This window comes from Streptomyces kronopolitis (assembly GCF_014646275.1).
Taxonomy (GTDB): domain Bacteria; phylum Actinomycetota; class Actinomycetes; order Streptomycetales; family Streptomycetaceae; genus Streptomyces; species Streptomyces kronopolitis.
The window spans coordinates 1-18007 of the sequence record NZ_BMND01000040.1 but is presented as its reverse complement, the minus strand read 5'-3'; the positions used below and the strand labels follow the sequence as shown (position 1 = coordinate 18007).

General features: G+C 74.8%; 16 protein-coding genes. 9 read left to right on the top strand and 7 right to left on the bottom strand.

Features of this window, described 5'->3' with window-relative positions; genetic code table 11:
• Positions 1–6 precede the first annotated feature (6 nt).
• Positions 7–666, bottom strand: coding sequence for a class I SAM-dependent methyltransferase (locus tag IEY78_RS29200; protein ID WP_189103338.1), 660 nt, complete (start codon positions 664–666; stop codon positions 7–9).
• 626 nt (positions 667–1292) lie between these two features.
• Between IEY78_RS29200 and IEY78_RS29195 the strand changes: the two genes are divergently transcribed.
• From IEY78_RS29195 to IEY78_RS29185, 3 genes are all read left to right on the top strand, one after another.
• Positions 1293–3485, top strand: a complete 2193-nt coding sequence (locus IEY78_RS29195) for an acyl-CoA dehydrogenase family protein (protein WP_189103337.1) — start codon at positions 1293–1295, stop codon at positions 3483–3485.
• Between the two features lie 30 nt (positions 3486–3515).
• Positions 3516–4727, top strand: coding sequence for a thiolase C-terminal domain-containing protein (locus IEY78_RS29190; protein WP_189103335.1), 1212 nt, complete (start codon positions 3516–3518; stop codon positions 4725–4727).
• Positions 4728–4863: 136 nt separating this feature from the next.
• Positions 4864–6309, top strand: coding sequence for an MFS transporter (locus IEY78_RS29185; RefSeq protein WP_189103333.1), 1446 nt, complete (start codon positions 4864–4866; stop codon positions 6307–6309).
• A 48-nt stretch (positions 6310–6357) separates the two neighbouring features.
• Here the strand turns inward: IEY78_RS29185 and IEY78_RS29180 are convergent, their stop codons facing one another.
• The 4 genes from IEY78_RS29180 to IEY78_RS29165 are packed head-to-tail and all read right to left on the bottom strand — an operon-like array spanning position 6358 to position 10086.
• Positions 6358–7005 (bottom strand): response regulator transcription factor, encoded by a 648-nt coding sequence (locus tag IEY78_RS29180; protein WP_189103331.1) that lies wholly within the window; start codon positions 7003–7005, stop codon positions 6358–6360.
• A 59-nt stretch (positions 7006–7064) separates the two neighbouring features.
• Positions 7065–8375, bottom strand: a complete 1311-nt coding sequence (locus IEY78_RS29175; RefSeq protein WP_189103330.1) for a sensor histidine kinase — start codon at positions 8373–8375, stop codon at positions 7065–7067.
• Between the two features lie 5 nt (positions 8376–8380).
• Positions 8381–9109, bottom strand: a complete 729-nt coding sequence (locus IEY78_RS29170; protein ID WP_189103328.1) for an ABC transporter permease — start codon at positions 9107–9109, stop codon at positions 8381–8383.
• Positions 9109–10086: an ABC transporter ATP-binding protein gene (locus IEY78_RS29165; protein ID WP_189103326.1), complete on the bottom strand. Its 978-nt coding sequence runs from the start codon at positions 10084–10086 to the stop codon at positions 9109–9111. Before IEY78_RS29165 ends, IEY78_RS29170 begins: the two co-directional genes overlap by 1 nt.
• A 426-nt stretch (positions 10087–10512) precedes the next feature.
• Here IEY78_RS29165 and chsH3 point away from each other — a divergent pair, with 426 nt between their 5' ends.
• The 3 genes from chsH3 (at position 10513) to IEY78_RS29150 (ending at position 13603) form a co-directional block, all read left to right on the top strand.
• Complete coding sequence (gene chsH3, locus IEY78_RS29160) at positions 10513–11388, top strand: enoyl-CoA hydratase ChsH3 (protein WP_189103324.1); 876 nt, start codon at positions 10513–10515, stop codon at positions 11386–11388.
• Between the two features lie 64 nt (positions 11389–11452).
• Positions 11453–12529, top strand: a complete 1077-nt coding sequence (locus IEY78_RS29155; protein WP_189103322.1) for a Zn-dependent alcohol dehydrogenase — start codon at positions 11453–11455, stop codon at positions 12527–12529.
• Between the two features lie 111 nt (positions 12530–12640).
• The gene (locus IEY78_RS29150) at positions 12641–13603 is read left to right on the top strand and encodes a 3-oxoacyl-ACP reductase (RefSeq protein ID WP_189103320.1); all 963 of its coding nucleotides are present in this window, start codon (positions 12641–12643) and stop codon (positions 13601–13603) included.
• Between the two features lie 87 nt (positions 13604–13690).
• On the opposite strand, the gene IEY78_RS29145 is transcribed toward IEY78_RS29150, so the two are convergent.
• Together IEY78_RS29145 and IEY78_RS35200 are read right to left on the bottom strand one after the other, a co-directional pair.
• Complete coding sequence (locus IEY78_RS29145; RefSeq protein WP_189103319.1) at positions 13691–13858, bottom strand: hypothetical protein; 168 nt, start codon at positions 13856–13858, stop codon at positions 13691–13693.
• Positions 13859–14017: 159 nt separating this feature from the next.
• Complete coding sequence (locus tag IEY78_RS35200; RefSeq protein WP_189103317.1) at positions 14018–15628, bottom strand: hypothetical protein; 1611 nt, start codon at positions 15626–15628, stop codon at positions 14018–14020.
• Positions 15629–15896: 268 nt separating this feature from the next.
• Between IEY78_RS35200 and IEY78_RS29135 the strand changes: the two genes are divergently transcribed.
• The 3 genes from IEY78_RS29135 to IEY78_RS29125 all read left to right on the top strand — a co-directional run.
• Entirely contained in the window at positions 15897–16772 is an 876-nt protein-coding gene (locus IEY78_RS29135; protein ID WP_189103315.1) for a Nif3-like dinuclear metal center hexameric protein, read from the top strand.
• Positions 16769–17512: a zinc ribbon domain-containing protein gene (locus IEY78_RS29130; RefSeq protein ID WP_189103394.1), complete on the top strand. Its 744-nt coding sequence runs from the start codon at positions 16769–16771 to the stop codon at positions 17510–17512. Before IEY78_RS29135 ends, IEY78_RS29130 begins: the two co-directional genes overlap by 4 nt.
• Positions 17513–17515: 3 nt before the next feature.
• On the top strand, positions 17516–18007 hold a 492-nt coding region (locus IEY78_RS29125; RefSeq protein WP_189103313.1), incomplete at its 3' end, for a reverse transcriptase-like protein.

Sequence of the window (18007 nt, the reverse complement as noted above, 5' to 3'; positions counted from 1 at the left end):
GCCCGCTCAGAAACCGGGGCCGGTGCGCCGCAGGACGTGCAGCGAACCGTGGAACGACACCTCGGTGAACGCGCCTGACTCCAGCGCCCTGCGGTAGATCCGGTACGGGGCCTGGCCGCCGTCCGCCGGGTCCGCGAACACGTCGTGGATGACCAGCAGGCCGCCGGGCGCGAGGTGCGGCGCCCAGCCCTCGTAGTCGGCGGTGGCGTGCTCGTCGGTGTGCCCGCCGTCGATGAAGACCAGGCCGACCGGGGCCTGCCAGACGGCCGCGACCTGCGGCGACCGGCCCACCAGGGCGATCACCTGGTCCTCCAGGCCCGCGGCGTGCAGGGTGCGGCGGAAGGTGGGCAGGGTGTCCATCCGGCCGACCTCCGGGTCGACGACGGTCGGATCGTGGTACTCCCAGCCGGGCTGCTGCTCCTCGCTGCCGCGGTGGTGGTCGACGGTGACGGCCGCCACCCCGCCGGCGCGCGCGGCGTCCGCGAGCAGGATCGTGGACCGGCCGCAGTACGTGCCGACCTCCAGCAGCGGCAGTCCGAGCGTCGCCGCCTCGGCCGCCGCCGCGTACAGGGCGAGGCCCTCGTCCACGGGCATGAAGCCCTTCGCCGCCTCGAACGCGGCGAGGATCTCCGGCTGCGGAGCGGTCGGAGCCGTGGGAGCGGGCATGGGCTTCCTCCTGCTGGTGGTGCGGTCAGGGGCTCATCGTGCCGTATGGGGTGGGGCGGGTGGTGTGCGGGTGGTCCGCGGTGGGGGTGGGGCGAGGCAGGGCGGTGTGGTGCGCTCCGGTGCCGGGGATTCGGATATCGGAACGGCGACCTCGCAATTACCGCTCCGGGGGCCGGAGGTGCGGGTGGGTTTCCGGCCGTTCTCGGTCCGTTTCCTTTGGCGGGTATCGCCTTCCTGATTCCCGGATGCCGGGATGTCGGAAGCCCGGATGTCGCGAGCCCGGATGTCGGGAAGCGGTGAATTCGCGTACGGGGAGTGGAGAACGGGGCGCGAGAGGGAGGAGTGGGAGAGAGGGAGGGGAAATGGTGAGGCGTGCGGCGGAATTCAGCGGGCCGATTCTGTGCGTGTCCTGACCGTTTCCTGTGAGCGTCCGGAGTACTCGCTGTGCGGGCCCGGAGAGTTCCCTGTCCGGGCCCCCTTACGGGGCGGGCCGCACCGTCCGGGACCTATCCGGCCGGACCTCCTCCGCGCCTCCGGGCCACACGACCCTCCGCGCCTCCGGCGACCCGCACTTCGGCCGTCACCTGACCTTCCGTCAGAATGAAACGTGTTCTAGTCTGCCCCGCATGGGCATCGGAATCACGCAAGAGCAACGTGACCTGGCCGGGGCGGTGGGGGGCTGGGCGGCGCGGGTCATGCCGCCCGGAGAGGTGCGCAAGCTGCTCGACGCCGCGCCGGGGCCGCAAGGGCCACAGGGGCCGCCCGCCTGCTGGGACCAGCTCGCCGCACAGGGGCTGCTCGGGCTGCATCTCCCCGAGGCCGACGGCGGGGGCGGCGGTGACCTGCTCGATCTCGCCGTGGTGCTGGAGGAGTTGGGCCGCGCCGGGTTCCCCGGCCCGTATCTGCCCACCGTCCTCGCCGCCGAGCTGCTGCACCGCGGCGGCGCCCGGCACCTCGTCCGCGCACTCGCCACCGGCGCCCGCAGCGCCGCCGTCGCGCTCGACGCGGGCGCGCTCACCGCTACCCGGCGGGACGGCGGCTACGTCCTGGACGGCACCGCGCCCCCGGTCCTCGCCGGCGCCGACGCCGACCTGCTCGTGCTGGCCGCGCGGACCCCCGACGGCCCGGTGTGGCTCGCCGCCGACGCCGCGGCGCTGACAGTACGGGCGCAGGAGAGCGCCGACCCGACCCGGCCGACCGCCGAGGTGCGCGCCGAGGGGGTCCTGGTGCCCGCCGACCGGCTGCTGGCCGTCGACGACACCCTGGTCCGCGATCTGGCCGGGGTGCTGTTCGCCGCCGAGAGCTGCGGCACGGCCGCCTGGGCGCTGCGCACCGCCACCGAACACGCCGCCGTCCGCGAGCAGTTCGGCCGCCCCATCGGCCAGTTCCAGGCGGTCAAGCACCTGTGCGCCGAGATGCTCGTGCGCTGCGAACAGGCCCGTGCCCTGGTCTGGGACGCGGCCCGTGCGACGGACGAGCCGCCCGAGGTCCGCGGGCTGGCCGCGGCGCTGGCCACCGCCACCGCCCTGGACGCCGCCGTCGGCTGCGCCAAGGACTGCATCCAGATCCTCGGCGGCACCGGCTTCACCTGGGAGCACGACGCCCATCTCCATCTGCGCCGGGCCCTGGTGGCCCGCGCGCTGCTCGGCGGCGGCGACACGCACCGGCTGCGCGCCGCCGCCGAGGCCGCCGGCGGCGCCCGGCGCGCGCTGCGGCTGGAACTCCCCGCGGAGGCCGAAGGATTCCGTGCCGACGCCCGCGCGGCCATCGACGGCGCACGCGGCCTCGACCCGGTGGCGGCCCGCCGGGCCCTGGCCCCCACCGGCCATGCCGCCCCGCATCTGCCCCGGCCCTGGGGACTGGGCGCCGGCCCCGTCCAGCAGCTCGCCATCCAGCAGGAGCTGGCCGCCGCCGGGGTCAAGGTCAGCGATCTGGGCATCGCCACCTGGGTGGTGCCCGCGCTGGTCGCCCACGGCACCCGGGAGCAGCAGGAGCGCCATCTGCCGCCGACGCTGCGCGGCGAGCGCCTGTGGTGCCAGCTGTTCTCCGAGCCCGAGGCCGGGTCGGACCTGGCCTCCCTGCGGACCCGCGCCGAGCGGGTGGACGGCGGTGGCTGGCGGATCAACGGCCAGAAGGTGTGGACCTCGGCCGCCCAGTGGTCGAGCCACGGCATCCTGCTCGCCCGCACCGACCCCGAGGCCCCCAAGCGCAAGGGGCTGACCTTCTTCCTCGTCGACATGGCCGCCCCCGGCATCGACATCCGCCCGCTGACGGAGATCACCGGCGACGCCCTGTTCAACGAGGTCTACTTCGACGACGTGCTGCTGCCGGCCGACGCGGTGGTCGGCGCGGTCGACGACGGCTGGAAGGTGGCCCGCACCACCCTGGACAACGAACGCGTCCACATGGCCGACCAGTTGACCTTCGACACCGGCCTGGAGCAGCTCCTGGCCCGGGCCGACGGGCTGGACGAGGCGGTGCGGGTGCGGCTGGGCGCGCTGGCGGCCGAGGCGCACGCCCTGGGCTGCATCGGGCTGCGCACCACCCTCCAGCAGGTGTCGGGCCTGGAGCCCGGGGCCGGCGCCAGCATCCGCAAGCTGGTGCAGACCCCGCACCAGCAGAAGACCGCCGAGCTGGCGCTGGAGCTGCTCGGCCCGGCCGGCGCGGTGCGCGAAGGGGCCGGCGAGCGGGCGCTGCACGGCTTCTTGATGTCGCGCTGCCTGACCATCGCCGGCGGCACCACCCAGGTGCAGCTGAACGTCGTCGCGGAGCGGCTGCTCGGCCTGCCGCGCGACCCCGAGCCCCGCCCCCTGATCTGACCCGCCCGTCCGCTCCCCAGGAGGACACGCATGGCTGGCAAGGCGTACATCGTCGGCGTCGGGATGACCGCGTTCACCAAGCCCGAGAGCGGCGGCCGGCAGTACTGGGACCTGGCGAAGGAGGCCGGCGGCGCCGCGCTCGCGGACGCCGGCATCGGCTACGAGGACATTGAGCAGGTGGCGGCCGGCTACTGCTTCCAGCCCTCGACGGCCGGCCAGCGCGCCGCCTACGAACTGGGCCTGACCGGCATCCCCGTCTACAACGTCAACAACAACTGCGCGACCGGCGCGACCGCGCTGATGATGGCGCGCCAGTTCGTCGAGGGCGGCATCGACGACTGCGTGCTGGCCCTCGGCTTCGAGACGATGAAGCGCGGCGCCCTGGGCGGCGGCGCCGGCAGCGGCGACTTCCGTACCTCCCCGGTGGCCCGCCACTACGGGGTGATGGCCGCCGCCCACGGCTTCGAGCAGACCCCGCCCACCGCCCAGATCTTCGGCAACGCGGCCCGCGAGCACATGCAGCGCCACGGCACCACCGCCGAACAGCTCGCCGCGGTCGGCGCCAAGAACCACCGGCACTCCGCGCACAACCCCTACGCCCAGTTCCGGCAGGTCCACACGGTCGAGGAGGTGCTCGCCGCGCCGACCGTCCACCGGCCGCTGACCCGGCTCCAGTGCTCGCCGACCTCGGACGGCGCGGCCGCCGCCGTGGTCGCCTCCGAGCGGTTCGTCCGGGAGCACGGGCTGGCCGACCGGGCCGTGGAGATCGCCGCGCAGGCCATGACGACGGACACCGGCGACAGCTTCGCCTCGGGCTCCTGCATCGATGTGGTCGGCCGGCCGATGTCGCGGGCCGCGGCCCGCCAGGCGTACGCGGCCTGCGGCCTCGGCATCGAGGACGTGGACGTGATCGAGCTGCACGACTGCTTCTCGGTCAACGAGCTGCTGACGTACGAGGCGCTGGGGATGTGCGCGGAAGGGGACTCCGGGAAGCTGGTCGCCGACGGCGCCACCACCTACGGCGGGCGCTGGGTGGTCAATCCGTCCGGCGGGCTGATCTCCAAGGGGCACCCGCTGGGGGCGACGGGCCTGGCGCAGGCCGCGGAGCTGGTCTGGCAGCTGCGCGGCACCGCGGGCGCCCGCCAGGTCCCCGGCGCCCGGGTGGGCCTGGCGCACAACATCGGCCTGGGCGGCGCGGCGGTGGTCACCGTGCTGCGGCGGGCGGACCGTCCGGCGGCGTGACTCCCCGGCACGAGCGGGCGGGCGGCCGGTGCGGGCCGCCCGCCGCCTCCCCCCGGCCTCCGCCTTTCGGCCTACGTCCCGTCCACGGACAGGTGCGCCGAAATCCCGATGCAGGGTGCACGTACCGAATGCGAGCATGGTCCGCATGCCGCCGATAGCCACCTCCGCCACGCTGCCCGACACCGCGCGCCGCAAGGCCGCCCCCGCGTGGCTGGTGATGCTGCTGGTGTGCTCGGGGCAGTTCCTGGTGGTGCTGGACGTCTCCGTGGTGAATGTGGCGCTGCCCGCCATGCGGACCGGCCTGGGCCTGAGCGAGCTGGGCCTGCAGTGGATCGTCAACGCCTACGTGATCACCTTCGCGGGCTTCATGCTGCTCGGCGGGCGGGCCGCCGACCTCTTCGGCCGCAAGCGCGTCTTCGTCCTGGGGCTGGCGCTGTTCACCGTCGCGAGCCTGGGCGGCGGGCTGGCGCAGCAGCCCTGGCAGCTGATCGCGGCCCGCACGGTGCAGGGCGTCGGCGCCGCCGTGCTCTCACCCGCCACCCTCACGATCCTGACCACGTCGTTCCCGGCCGGCCCGGCCCGTACCCGCGCCATCGCCACCTGGACGGCGGTCGGCGCCGGCGGCGGCGCGGTGGGCGGCCTGGTCGGCGGGGTGCTCACCGAATCCCTGTCCTGGCGCTGGGTGTTGCTGATCAATGTGCCGGTGGGGGCGCTGGTGCTGACCGGCGCGGTGCTGTGGCTCACCGAGAGCCGGCAGGGCACGGCGCGGCGGCTCGACGTGCCCGGCGCGCTGCTGGTGACCGGTGGGCTGGCGCTGGTGGCGTACGGCATCGTGCAGACCGAGACGCACGGCTGGGCCTCGGCGGCCGCGCTGCTGCCGCTGGGCGCCGGGCTGGCGGTGGTCGCGGCGTTCCTCGTGGTCGAGGCGCGGGCCAAGGCGCCGCTGATGCCGCTGGGGCTCTTCCGGCTGCGCTCGGTCTCGTCGGCGAACGGGGCGATGGTGCTGGCCGGCGCCGCGATGTTCTCGATGTGGTACTTCCTGTCGCTGTACGTGCAGAACGTGCTGGGCTACCGGCCGTTGCAGGCCGGGCTCTCCTTCATCCCGCACTCCCTGTCCATCGTCCTGGGCTCCACGATCGCGCCGCGGCTGATGAACCGGGTGGGCGCCAAGACGCTGGCCGTCACCGGCGCGGTGATCTCCGCCGCCGGGATGGCCTGGCAGGGCACGATGGACGTGCACGGCAGCTACCTCGGCACGATCCTCGGCCCCGGCATCCTGATGGCGCTGGGGGCGGGGCTGACCGCGACCCCGATCGCGTCCCTCGCCACCTCCGGGGCCGACCCCGCCGAACAGGGCCTGGTCTCCGGCCTGATCAACACCTCCCGCCAGATGGGCGGCGCGCTGGGCCTGTCGGTGCTGTCCACCGTCGCGGCCTCCCGCACGGAGCGGGACAACGGCCTCGCGGCGCTGGCGGACGGCTACGGCCTGGCCTTCCATGTCGGCTCGCTGATCCTGCTGGGCAGCATCGTGCTGATGGTCGTGGCCCTGCCGCGGCGCCCGGCGGACGCCGCGCACGGCTGAGCCGGTTCGCCGGGAGGGCCTGCCGCGTCCCGCCCGGCGCGCGACGTCCTACAGCCAGCCGTTGCGGCGCGCCGCCCGGACCGCCTCCATGCGGTTGCGGGTGCCGGTCTTGCCGATCGCCGCGGAGAGGTAGTTGCGGACGGTGGCCTGCGAGAGGTGCAGCTTGCCGGCGATGTCGGCGACCGTGGCGCCGTCCACGGCGGCGGTCAGCACATCCCGCTCGCGCTGGGTCAGCGGGTTGGGGCCGGCGCTCAGCGCCGCCGCGGCGAGGGCGGGATCGATGACCCGCTCGCCGGCCAGCACCCGGCGGATCGCCGCCGCCAGGTCCTCCACCGGGCCGTCCTTCACCAGGAACCCGGACGCCCCGGCCTCCATGGCACGGCGCAGATAGCCGGGCCGGCCGAAGGTCGTCACGATCAGCACCTTGCAGGAGGGCAGCCGCTCGCGCAGGTCGGCCGCGGCGTCCAGGCCGCTGCGGCCGGGGAGTTCGATGTCCAGCAGGGCGATGTCGGGGCGGGTCTCCAGGGCGGTGGCGACGATCTGGTCGCCCGCCGCGACCTGGGCGACGACCTGCATGTCCTCCTCCAGGTCGAGCAGCAGCGCCAGCGCGCCCCGCATCATTCCCTGGTCCTCGGCGAGGAGGACTTTCACGCTCTTCGTGGGGTTCGTGGGGGGTGGGGCGGGTGCGTCGGTCATGCCGTCAGAGTAGCCAGGTCACGGACCCCGGCAGCAATGCGCCGGGGCAGCCGCCCGCGCTACCCGTTCACCTCCCCCGCGTCCGCCATGTCGCTTGTGCCGACCGGGAGTTCGGCCGTGACGCGGAAGCCGCGGCGGCCGTCCGGGCCGCTGCGCAGGGTGCCGCCCGCCGCGGCCAGCCGCTCGGCCAGGCCCTTCAGCCCGGTGCCGCCGACCGGTCCGGGGCGGCCGCCCGTGCCGTCGCCGCCATCACCGTCGCGCAGCCGGTCCGGGGCGGCCGCCGCGACGGAGGGGCCCGGGCCGCGGCCGTCGTCGGCGATCGTCAGCCGGACCCGGTCCTCGTCGGCGTGGACGGAGATCTCGCAGTGGGTGGCGCCGCTGTGCCGCACGGTGTTGGTGACGCCCTCGCGGACCACCCAGCCCAGCAGCGCGCCGGCCTGCGGCGGCAGCGGCGGCCCGCTCTGGCGCACCACGGGATCGATACCCGCCGCCTCCAGCACCGAGCGGGCCCGGTCGAGTTCGGTGGCCAGGCTGCCCTCGCGGTAGCCGGTGACCGCCTCGCGGATCTCTGTCAGCGCCTGCCGGCCGACGGCCTCGATGTCGGCGGCCTGGGCCAGCGCGGCGTCCAGATCGCGCGGCGCCAGCCGGCGGACCGCCTCGGCCTTGACCACCACCACGGACAGCGTGTGGCCCAGCAGATCGTGCAGATCGCGGGAGAAGCGCAGCCGTTCCTTCTCGACGGCGCTGCGGGCCAGCTCCTGGCGGGTGGTGTTCAGCTCCTGGATGGTGTCGAACAGGCTCAGGACCGTGGACGTCACCATGCCGGAGAGGAAGGTGCCGTACCCCACCCCGAACGCGCCCGGGCCGGCGTCGTGCCAGCCGGTCAGATACCCGGCCACACCACTGAGCGAGATCAGCCACACGGCGAGCTTCTTGCCGCGCAGCGCGCGCACCGTGCCGGAGGCCAGCGACAGCAGCGGGAAGAACAGGAACCAGTCACCGCCGAACCCGAGGGAGATGGCGAAGGTGATGGCGGTCAGCAGCGCCAGGGCGTACAGCGGCCGGCGGGAGTCCCGCAGCCGGGGGTTGAACGAGGTCCACACCACGGTGATGTAGACGGAGTTGAAGGCCAGCAGCCCCAGGCCCGCCAGCCAGGGGTACGCCGTCTTGCCCTGGAGGACGTTGGAGAACGCGCCCAGGCCCATCAGCAGCCAGGGCAGGAAGGCGTACTTCCCCGGCCCGTCGGCCTTCCGCTCCGCCCGGCCGGGCCGGCACGACCCGGAGTCCGTGCCGTGCCCGCCGCCCGCCTCCGCGGCGCCGGCGTCCTGCTGCTTCGTGTGCTGCACTGTCGCTTCCCAGGTCTGCGCCATCGCCGTCAGGCCGTGCGTGCGGCCCGACGGTACGCGTACACCGCGTAACTGCCGAAGAGTGCCAGCCAGACGGCGAGCACCGCCACTGTGCCCAGGCCCGGCGCCTCGCCCTGCGTGACGCTGTGGCCGAGCGCGGCGAAGCGGTTGCCGGGCGTCCAGGAGGCCGGCGCCCGCAGCCAGCTCGGGAACAGCTCGATCGGGAACCACAGGCCGCCGATGATCGAGAGCAGCACCATGCAGCCCGTGTTGACCACGCCGGTGGACTGCGCGGAGAGGCGGTAGCCGTTGCCGAGGCCGAGCAGGATGAAGGGCGCGGTGCCCAGCCACAGCAGCCCGGCCAGCGCGGCCCACTGCCACGCGGGCATCCGTACGCCGTTGAGCAGCGCGCCGACCAGCAGCACGGCGGCGATGGCCGGCAGCACCGTCACCGAGGCGGACAGCCCGCGGCCCACCACGACCCGTAGGGGGCTCAGGGGCGTGACCCGCAACTGCCGCAGCCAGCCCAGCTGCTTGTCCTCGGCGACACCGGTGCCCGAGCCGATCGCCGCGCCCAGCGCGCCGTAGGCGGCCATCCCGACCATCGACGCGGTCTTCCACTCCATGGCGGCGCCCCCGGCCCCCACCCCGATGGTGGTCATCAGCACGTACATCACCACCGGCATCCCGACGCCGAAGATGACGAAGCCCCGGTCGCGCAGGGTGCGGCGGACTTCCAGCCGGACGTAGTCGAGCATCACGCGTGCTCCTTCGTGGCGGGGGTGCCGGCGGCGGCCGGGGCGAGGGGAGCGGCGGCGGAGGTGAGGGTGAGGAAGGCGTCCTCCAGGCTGGCGGGGGAGACCTGGAGCCCGCGGACGAGCCCGAGCCCGGCCAGCGCCACCACCGTCGCGTCGGAGTCCGCCGTCCGCAGCAGCGCGCGGTCGCCGCGCACCTCCACGGCGCTCACCCCGGGCAGCCCCGGCAGCGGACCGGTGGGGGCGCCCGCGAGGTCGAAGGAGACCACCGTGCCCCCGGCCCGCCGCTTGATCGCCGCGCCGCTGCCGTCGGCGACCACCCGGCCGCCGTCCATCACCACGATCCGGTCGGCGTGTTCGTCCGCCTCCTCCAGATAGTGGGTGGAGAACACGATGGTGTGGCCGCGGCGCGCGTAGGCCCGCATCGAGCGCCAGAAGGCGCGGCGCGCCTCCACGTCCAGCGCGGCGGTCGGCTCGTCGAGCACCAGCAGCTCGGGGTTGCCGGCCAGCGCCACCGCGAAGCGGACCCGCTGGGCCTGCCCGCCGGACAGCCGGTCCACCCGCCGCCCGGCGAACTCCCCGAGCCCGGCCAGCTCCAGGGTCTCGGAGACATCCATCGGGTGCGGGTAGCAGGCCGCGACGAAGGCGACCAGCTCGCGGACGGTGACCCGCGGTACGGCCTTGCCGTCCTGGAGCATCGCGCCCACCCGGCCCGCCCGCACCGCCGCCTCCGGGGTGCCGCCGAACAGCGCCACCGTGCCCTCGTCGGGCGGCAGCAGCCCCAACAGCATCGAGAGGGTGGTGGACTTCCCCGCGCCGTTGCGCCCCAGCAGCGCCACCGTCTCGCCCGCCGCGATCGTCAGCGCCAGACCGTCCACGGCCCGCACCGCGCCGTAGCTCCGGGTCACCCCGGAGAACTCCACGGCCGTGCCGCCCGCCGTCGTGGGTGGCGCCCCTGTGGTGCCTGTCGTTGCTGTCATGCCCGCCCCCGCCTCTCGTCGTCCCGTATGACGTTACGGAGAGTGGCCTGCTGCGCGGCAGAGGCGAATGTGGACGGTCGGCCCTGACAAATGTCATGGCCGGGCGGGAATTCCGTGGGCGCGCGGCGGGGCTGTGTCCGGGTCCGCCTCCGGGCCGGATGCGGGACCGCGTCAGGGTCCGTGCCAGGGACCGCGTCAGGGCCGTCTCCGGCCCGCCCGTATCTGACAATCCGTCAGAGGTCAGGTCTTCCAGCCGTCGGACGGATCGGCTATACATGAGAGCCATCGGCTAGAACGCGTTCTAGAAGTGTGCCCTGTGTGCGGTCGGAGCGCTGCCGTGGCCGACCAGATGCGACCCCGGCCCGGTCGACGGTGCGGACGGCCGGGCCGGGGTCTTCCCCACGTGGTGAAGGAGCAGCCAGCCCCATGCCCATCGACGCCGCCAAGGCCACCTCCGCCGAACCGCGGAGCACCGAACTCGCCTGGGACCACAAGGACGTCCAGCTCTACCACCTCGGCATCGGCGCCGGCGCGGCCACGCCGGAGAAGCCGCACCCCGCCACCGACCCGGACGAGCTGCGCTACACCCTGGAGAGCGCGCTGCACGTCCTGCCCAGCTTCGCCACCGTCGCGGGCGGCGGGATGGCCCTCGCCGGCGGACTCTCCGCACCCGGCATCGAGGTCGACCTCGCCGCGGTCCTGCACGGCGGCCAGACCGTCACCGTGCACCGCCCCGTCCCCGTGCGCGGCCGGGCCGTCCAGACCTCCTCCGTCCCCGCGGTGTACGACAAGGGCAAGGCCGCCGTCATCGTGCTGCGCTCCGAGGTCGCCGACGAGGACGGCCCGCTGTGGACCTGCGACACCCAGATCTTCGTCCGCGGCGAGGGCGGCTTCGGCGGCGACCGCGGCCCGTCCGCCCGCCTCGAACTCCCCGAGCGCGCCCCGGACCTGGAAACCGAGCGCCGGATCCGCGAGGACCAGGCGCTGCTCTACCGCCTCTCCGGCGACTGGAACCCGCTGCACGCCGACCCGGAGTTCGCCGCGCTCGCCGGGTTCGACCGGCCGATCCTGCACGGGCTGTGCACCTACGGGGTGACCCTGAAGGCCGTGGTCGACACGGTGCTCGGCGGGGAGGTCTCCCGGGTGGCGTCGTACACCACCCGGTTCGCCGGCGTCGTCTTCCCGGGCGAGACGCTGCGCCTGCGCATGTGGCGCGAACCGGGCCGGGTCCAGGTGTCGGTGACGGCGCCCGACCGGGACGACGCGCCCGTCCTGGCGGACACCGTGGTGACGCACCGCTAGGGGCTGTCCGCACCCCCGCCGGCCGCCACACCGGACCGGCGGACCAACCGAGAGGAGCCGTGACATGCGCGCAGCCATACTGCACGAGACAGGCCAGGACAAGCTCGAAGTCGTCGACGACGTCGAGCCGGTGGGGTTCGGCCCCGGCAAGGTCAGGATCCGGATCCGGGCGACCGGACTGTGCCACTCCGACCTCTCGGCGATGAACGGGGTGCTGCCGCAGCCCGCCCCGTTCGTCCCGGGCCACGAGGGCGCCGGGGAGATCCTCGACGTCGGCGACGGCGTCAGCGGGCTCGCCCAGGGCGATCGCGTCCTGATGTGCTGGCTGCCCGCCTGCGGCAGCTGCCCGTCCTGCAAGCGCGGCCAGTCGCACCTCTGCCTGGCCGGTTTCATGAACGCCGGCACGCCCAACTTCCGCCGCGCCGGCGGGGATGTCTTCGGCTTCGCCGGGACCGGCACCTTCACCGAGGAGGTCGTGGTCGGCGCGGGCTGCGCCGTCCCGATCCCGGACGACCTCCCCTACGAGATCGCCGCGCTGATCGGCTGCGGTGTCACCACCGGGCTCGGCGCGGCCCTCAACACGGCCAAGGTGGAGGCCGCGTCCTCGGTCGCGGTGATCGGCTGCGGCGGCGTCGGGATCTCCGTCATCCAGGGGGCGAAGGCCTGCGGCGCGGCCGAGATCATCGCCGTCGACCCGGTCCCCGCCCGCCGGGAGGCCGCGCTCCGCTTCGGCGCCACCGAGGCCGTCGCCCCCGAGGAGTTCGCCGGCGCCAAGGCCCGGATCACCGCGGGGGAGGGCTTCGACTACGTCTTCGAGGTGGTCGGCAAGTCCGCCACCGCCCGCACCGCCTACGAGATGACCCGGCGCGGCGGCACCCTGTGCGTGGTCGGCGCGGGCGCCATGGACGACACCTTCCAGGTCAACATGTTCGAGCTGTTCTTCGACGAGAAGCAGATCCTGCCGTCCCTGTACGGCGGCGGGGACGTGCTGCGCTCCTACGAGCGGGCCATCGCCCTTTGGCGGGCCGGCCGGATCGACCTGGAGGGCCTGATCACCCACCGCGTGCGACTGGCCGAGATCAACGAGGCCCTCGACCAGATGCGCGCCGGCACCGCCCTGCGCACCTGCATCGAGATCTGACCCGGCCGGTTGGGGGGGACCCGCCACCTGGCCCCGCCCCGCCCCGAACCCGCACCCGTCCACCGCACCACCGTCCCGCACCTCGCTCCACGACGACTGGAGAGGACAGGAATGGCACAGCCACTGGAGGGCCTGACCGCGATTGTCACCGGTGCCGGGCGCGGCCTGGGCCGCGCCGAGGCCCTGGAACTCGCCCGCCTCGGCGCCCGGGTCGTGGTCAACGACTACGGGCAGCCGGGCCGCGACGGCTCGGGCGAGGCCAGCGCCGCGCCCGCCGAGGACGTCGCCGCCGAGATCCGCGCGGCGGGCGGCCGGGCCGTCGCCCACCTCGGCGACGTCGCCGACCACGCACAGGCCCGCGCCCTGGTGGAGCTGGCCGTGGAGACCTACGGGCAGCTCGACATCCTGGTCAACAACGCGGGCATCCTCCGCGACCGGATGGTGTTCTCGATGACCGAGGACGAGTGGGACTCGGTCATCCGCGTCCACCTCAAGGGCCACTTCAACACCACGCACTTCGCCGCCGTCCACTGGCGCGAGCGCGCCAAGGCGGCCGGCGGCCCGGTCCACGGCCGGATCGTCAACACCTCCTCCGAGGCCTTCCTCGCGGGCTCGGCGGGCCAGCCCAACTACGCGGCGGCCAAGGGCGGCATCGTCGGCCTGACCACCTCCACGGCGCTGGCGCTGGGCAAATACGGCGTGACCGCCAACGCGATCTGCCCGCGCGCCCGCACCCGGATGACCGAGGACGTCTTCGCCGGTTTCCAGGAGCCCGAGGACGGCGCCCTGGACCCGCTCGCGCCCGAACACGTCGCGCCGCTCGTCGGCTATCTCGCCTCACCGGCCGCGGCCCGGGTCAACGGGCAGCTGCTGGTGGTGCACGGCGGCCTGGTCGCCATCGCCGAACGCCCGCGGATCGCCGCCAAGTTCGACACCGCCAAGGAGGTCTTCAGCTACGCGGAGCTGGACGAACTGCTCACGCCGTACTACGCGCGGCGCCCGGCGGGCGAGACCTTCGCGGCGGCCGAGGTGCTGGGCCTCAAACACGGCGGGGACCGGCCGCCCGCGAGCTGAACCGGCCGTGGCCGCCACCCGTGCGAAGCGGGGTGGCGGCCACGGCTCGTGGTGTGTGGTCGGCGGTCGGAAACCGCCGGACCGGCCTTATGCGTCCTGCGGCTGCTTGTCCCGGCGGTGCCGGCCGTGGGCGGTGGAGTCGGACTCCTCCGAGGCGGCCGGGCCGCGGTGCCTGCCGGAGCTTGCGGCCTCGGCGGCCTGGGCGGATGCCTCCTGCGGGCGCGCCTGGGTCGTGTCGGTTCGGGCTTCGGACATGAAAAGGGTCTCCGTCGGATCGCTTACAGCTGTACGCGTCGGGACCTCGCCCGACGACCGCCAAGGCTGACCCCGAACGGCACGACCGGTGGCCGGTCAACCGGCTGCGCTGCCCCCACCCGAAATTCTAACGGGGCCGGAAATCGCGCTCCACCGGGTCTACCGGGCCGCCAGCGGCGCCTGCTGCAAGGGAACTGGCCTGCACAAGGGGGGATGTTCGGCGCTCCGCCGCGGTTCCGCCTCCGCGCCCGGCGGTTGTGCAGATGATGTGGAGCGGTTGTCGATTTCCGGCCCATCCGGGACAATCCCGCCGCCGTGCACGACCTCCGGGGCGGCATACGGGGCCGCATTCGGGGCGGCGTCCGAGCCGCCGCCCGGTCCGGCGCCCGCGTCGCCCTCCGCTCCGGCGCCCGCCTCCGCGTCCGCCCGGGGCGGCACCTCGGCAGGCAGCGCCCCCCGCACCGCCGCGGGCACTCCCACCCGCGTCCACGTACGCACCCCGGCCGGCGGTTGCCGCACCGGCAGCAGCGGGCCGACCAGTTGCCACGGTCTCCTCGCCGGGGCCGCAGCCACTGGCACCGCCGCCCGGGCGGGCTCCACCGTCCAGGCCGCCTGCGGGGGTTCCACGGTCCGCGCCGGCTGCGCGGGCGCCGCGGCCCGCACCGCCCGCTCGGGCACCACCGCCCGCAGTGGCCCCACCGGCCGCCGCTCCGGCTCCGCCACCCGCTCCCGCCGCGCCGCCGGCTCCGGCGTCACCGGCGGCAGGGCCATCCGCAGCCGTGCCACCCCGCACGGCTCCGCCGTCGTCGTGTGCGGCAGCAGCAGTTCGCCGCCGGCCGTCCACAGACCGGCGCCGGTCAGCCACCCCCGCGGTGCCGGGAACTGCCGCAGCTGCCGTACCGAGGGCCGCCAGACGCCCAGCCAGGTGCCGTGCGCCCCGTCCACCCGGAAGGCCACCGCGCAGCTCTCCGGTGCCAGCATCTGCCGCGGCTGCATCGCGAACGGGGTGACCGTCGCGCCGGCCGGATACAGGCACTCCGGGAAGCGCACCGGCAGATGGCTGCCCAGCACGCCCCAGCCGATCCGGTCCTGACCCGGCGCGTCCGACCGGACCAGCAGCAGCCCGCTGTCCGGATCGGCCATCAGCAGGCGGTCGTTGCTGTCCTCGGTGATCTGCAGCAGCGGGCCGGTCTCGCCGCCGCGCTCCAGGTCGACCGTGACGGCCTTGGTCCGGCCCGCCCACTCCCGGTCCAGCGCCAGCAGCCGGCCGGCGCGGTCCAGCCAGGCGCCGCCCGAGCAGCGCCCCGGGATCTCGGCGACCCGCTCGGGCCCGCCCGCGCCGCCGTGCAGCAGCCACAGCGTGGTGCGGTCCGCGGCGGGCGCCAGGGCGTAGCCGCGGGTCCCGTCCGGTGCCGGCGGCAGCAGGGTCAGCTCGGGCGCCTCCACCGCCCCCAGCAGGAGTTCACCCGTGCCCGGGCCCGCCGGGTAGAGCAGGGAGACCGCGAAGCGGTCGGCGACCCGGCGCGCGATGAGCACCCGCCCGTCGGCCAGCGGCAGCAGCGCGCTGTCCGGCTCCTCGGGCTGGGTGCCCTGCAGCGGCACGGCGTACGGCTCGGGGCCGCCCAGCGTCCAGCGCTCCGGGAACCAGCTCCCGGCGGCGTCGTCGTGACGGGCGAGCCGGGCGGCGTACGAGCCGTCGGCGGCGATCGTCAGGGTCGCGCGGTGCGGGCGCGTCGGCGCCGCGGCGCCCTCGGTGGCACAGATCGTCATCGGGCGGTCACCTCCAGTCGGCATCCGAAGGTAGGTTTCGCACGTCCGGCCGAACAGGGTGAGTTGCCGCACTTCACGCATAAGGATGGCAGTTGTCCGATTCGCCGGTGGCGGACAAGGCGGCTGTGCATATGCCCGCCCGGCCGACGGCTCCGGCCGCTGCGGGCGGCCCCGGCGCGGCGGGCCCGCCGCACCCCCGTACGGTGGCCGCGGAGCCCGGGGCGGGACGGCCCGCGCGGTGTCATGGCCGGGAGGTAACCTTCCACCCGTGCCCGTACTGTCTGAAGTCCTCTCCGCGCTCGATGCCCTGTGGCCCCCCGAGCGGGCCGAAGGGTGGGACGCCGTCGGCACGGTCTGCGGTGATCCCGGCAGCGAGGTCCGCCGGGTGCTGTTCGCCGTCGACCCGGTCCAGGAGATCGCCGACGAGGCGGTGCGGCTCGGCGCCGACCTCCTGGTCACCCACCATCCGCTCTATCTGCGCGGTACGACGACGGTCGCGGCCTCGACCTTCAAGGGCCGCGTCGTGCACACCCTGATCAAGCACGACATCGCCCTGCACGTCGCGCACACCAACGCCGACACCGCCGACCCCGGTGTCTCCGACGCCCTGGCCGGCGCCCTGGACCTGCGCGTCCTCGGCCCGCTGGTGCCGGACCCGGAGGATCCGGCCGGCCGCCGCGGCCTGGGCCGGATCTGCGAGCTGCCGCATCCGATGACGCTGGCCGCGCTCGCGTCGTACGCGGCCGGCCGGCTGCCCGCCACCGCGCAGGGCATCCGGGCGGCCGGCGACCCGGACCGCGAGATCCGCACCCTCGCCGTCTCCGGCGGCTCCGGCGACAGCCTCTTCGGCGCCGTCCGGGCGGCCGGTGCGGACGCCTTCCTCACCGCCGACCTGCGCCACCACCCGGCCTCCGAGGCCGTCCAGAGCGCCGCGGACCGCCCGCCGGCGCTGCTCGACGCCGCCCACTGGGCCACCGAGTGGCCGTGGTGCGAGCAGGCCGCGGCCCAGCTCGACGCGGTCTCCGACCGGCACGACTGGGGACTGCGCACGCATGTCTCCCGTACGGTCACCGACCCCTGGACCGCCCACGCGGCGTCCACCCCTCTCTTCACCCCGACGCACACCACAGGAGCCCCACGCTGAACGCCGCGCCCGCCGACCAGATCCGCCTTCTCGACGTCCAGGCCCTGGATGTCCGGCTCTCCCAGCTCGCCCACCGGGGGCACAACCTCCCCGAACTGGCCGAGCTGCAGACCCTGGAGGGCGACCTCACCCAGCAGCGCGACCTGCTCGTCGCCGCGCAGACCGAGGAGAGCGACACCACCCGCGAGCAGACAAAGGCCGAACAGGACGTGGACCAGGTGCGCCAGCGCGCCGCCCGCGACCAGAAGCGGCTGGACTCCGGCGCCGTCACCTCCCCCAAGGACCTGGAGCACCTCCAGCGCGAACTCGCCTCGCTGGCAAAGCGCCAGGGCGACCTGGAGGACATCGTCCTGGAGGTCATGGAGCGCCGGGAGTCCGCCCAGGAGCGGGTCACCGAGCTGACCGCCCGGGTCGAGGCCATCCAGTCCAAGGTCGACGACGCCACCGCCCGCCGCGACGCCGCGTTCGGCGAGATCGAGGCGGAGCGGGCGACGGTCGCCAAGGAGCGCGAGCTGACCGTCGCCGACATCCCGGCCGACCTCCTCAAGCTCTACGACAAGATCCGCGCCAAGGAGGGCGGCGTCGGCGCGGCCCGCCTCTACCAGCGCCGCTGCGAGGGCTGCCGCCTGGAGCTGAACATCACCGAGGTCAACGACGTCCGCGCGGCCGCGGCCGACACCGTCCTGCGCTGCGAGAACTGCAGCCGCATCCTGGTCCGTACGCCCGACTCGGGCCTGTAGGCCATGGCCCGCACCCTGATCGTCGAGGCGGACGGCGGCTCCCGGGGCAACCCGGGGCCGGCCGGCTACGGCGCGGTGGTCCTCGACCCTCAGACCGGTGAAGCGCTCGCGGAGGCCGCCGAGTTCATCGGTACGGCGACCAACAACGTCGCCGAGTACAAGGGCCTGGTGGCCGGTCTGCGGGCGGCGCACGCCCTGGATCCCGAGGCGGACATCCGGGTGCGGATGGACTCCAAGCTGGTCGTCGAGCAGATGTCGGGCCGCTGGAAGATCAAGCACCCGGACATGAAGCCGCTGGCGGCCGAGGCCGGGTCGGTCTTCCCGGCCGACCGGGTGTCGTACGAGTGGATCCCCCGCGCGCGGAACAAGCACGCCGACCGGCTCGCCAACGAGGCGATGGACGCCGGGAAGGCGGGCCGGCAGTGGGAGCCGCGGGACTCCCGGGCGGCGTTGGCGGCCGGTGCGGCCGCGCCCGCCCGCGCCGCCGCGGCCCAG

Bases quoted from the DNA above. Each gene is read 5' to 3' on its own strand.
- IEY78_RS29200 (WP_189103338.1), bottom strand. From the start codon at position 666: ATGCCCGCTCCCACGGCTCCGACCGCTCCGCAGCCGGAGATCCTCGCC.
- IEY78_RS29195 (WP_189103337.1), top strand. From the start codon at position 1,293: ATGGGCATCGGAATCACGCAAGAGCAACGTGACCTGGCCGGGGCGGTG.
- IEY78_RS29190 (WP_189103335.1), top strand. From the start codon at position 3,516: ATGGCTGGCAAGGCGTACATCGTCGGCGTCGGGATGACCGCGTTCACC.
- IEY78_RS29185 (WP_189103333.1), top strand. From the start codon at position 4,864: ATGGTCCGCATGCCGCCGATAGCCACCTCCGCCACGCTGCCCGACACC.
- IEY78_RS29180 (WP_189103331.1), bottom strand. From the start codon at position 7,005: ATGACCGACGCACCCGCCCCACCCCCCACGAACCCCACGAAGAGCGTG.
- IEY78_RS29175 (WP_189103330.1), bottom strand. From the start codon at position 8,375: ATGGCGCAGACCTGGGAAGCGACAGTGCAGCACACGAAGCAGCAGGAC.
- IEY78_RS29170 (WP_189103328.1), bottom strand. From the start codon at position 9,109: ATGCTCGACTACGTCCGGCTGGAAGTCCGCCGCACCCTGCGCGACCGG.
- IEY78_RS29165 (WP_189103326.1), bottom strand. From the start codon at position 10,086: ATGACAGCAACGACAGGCACCACAGGGGCGCCACCCACGACGGCGGGC.
- chsH3 (WP_189103324.1), top strand. From the start codon at position 10,513: ATGCCCATCGACGCCGCCAAGGCCACCTCCGCCGAACCGCGGAGCACC.
- IEY78_RS29155 (WP_189103322.1), top strand. From the start codon at position 11,453: ATGCGCGCAGCCATACTGCACGAGACAGGCCAGGACAAGCTCGAAGTC.
- IEY78_RS29150 (WP_189103320.1), top strand. From the start codon at position 12,641: ATGGCACAGCCACTGGAGGGCCTGACCGCGATTGTCACCGGTGCCGGG.
- IEY78_RS29145 (WP_189103319.1), bottom strand. From the start codon at position 13,858: ATGTCCGAAGCCCGAACCGACACGACCCAGGCGCGCCCGCAGGAGGCA.
- IEY78_RS35200 (WP_189103317.1), bottom strand. From the start codon at position 15,628: ATGACGATCTGTGCCACCGAGGGCGCCGCGGCGCCGACGCGCCCGCAC.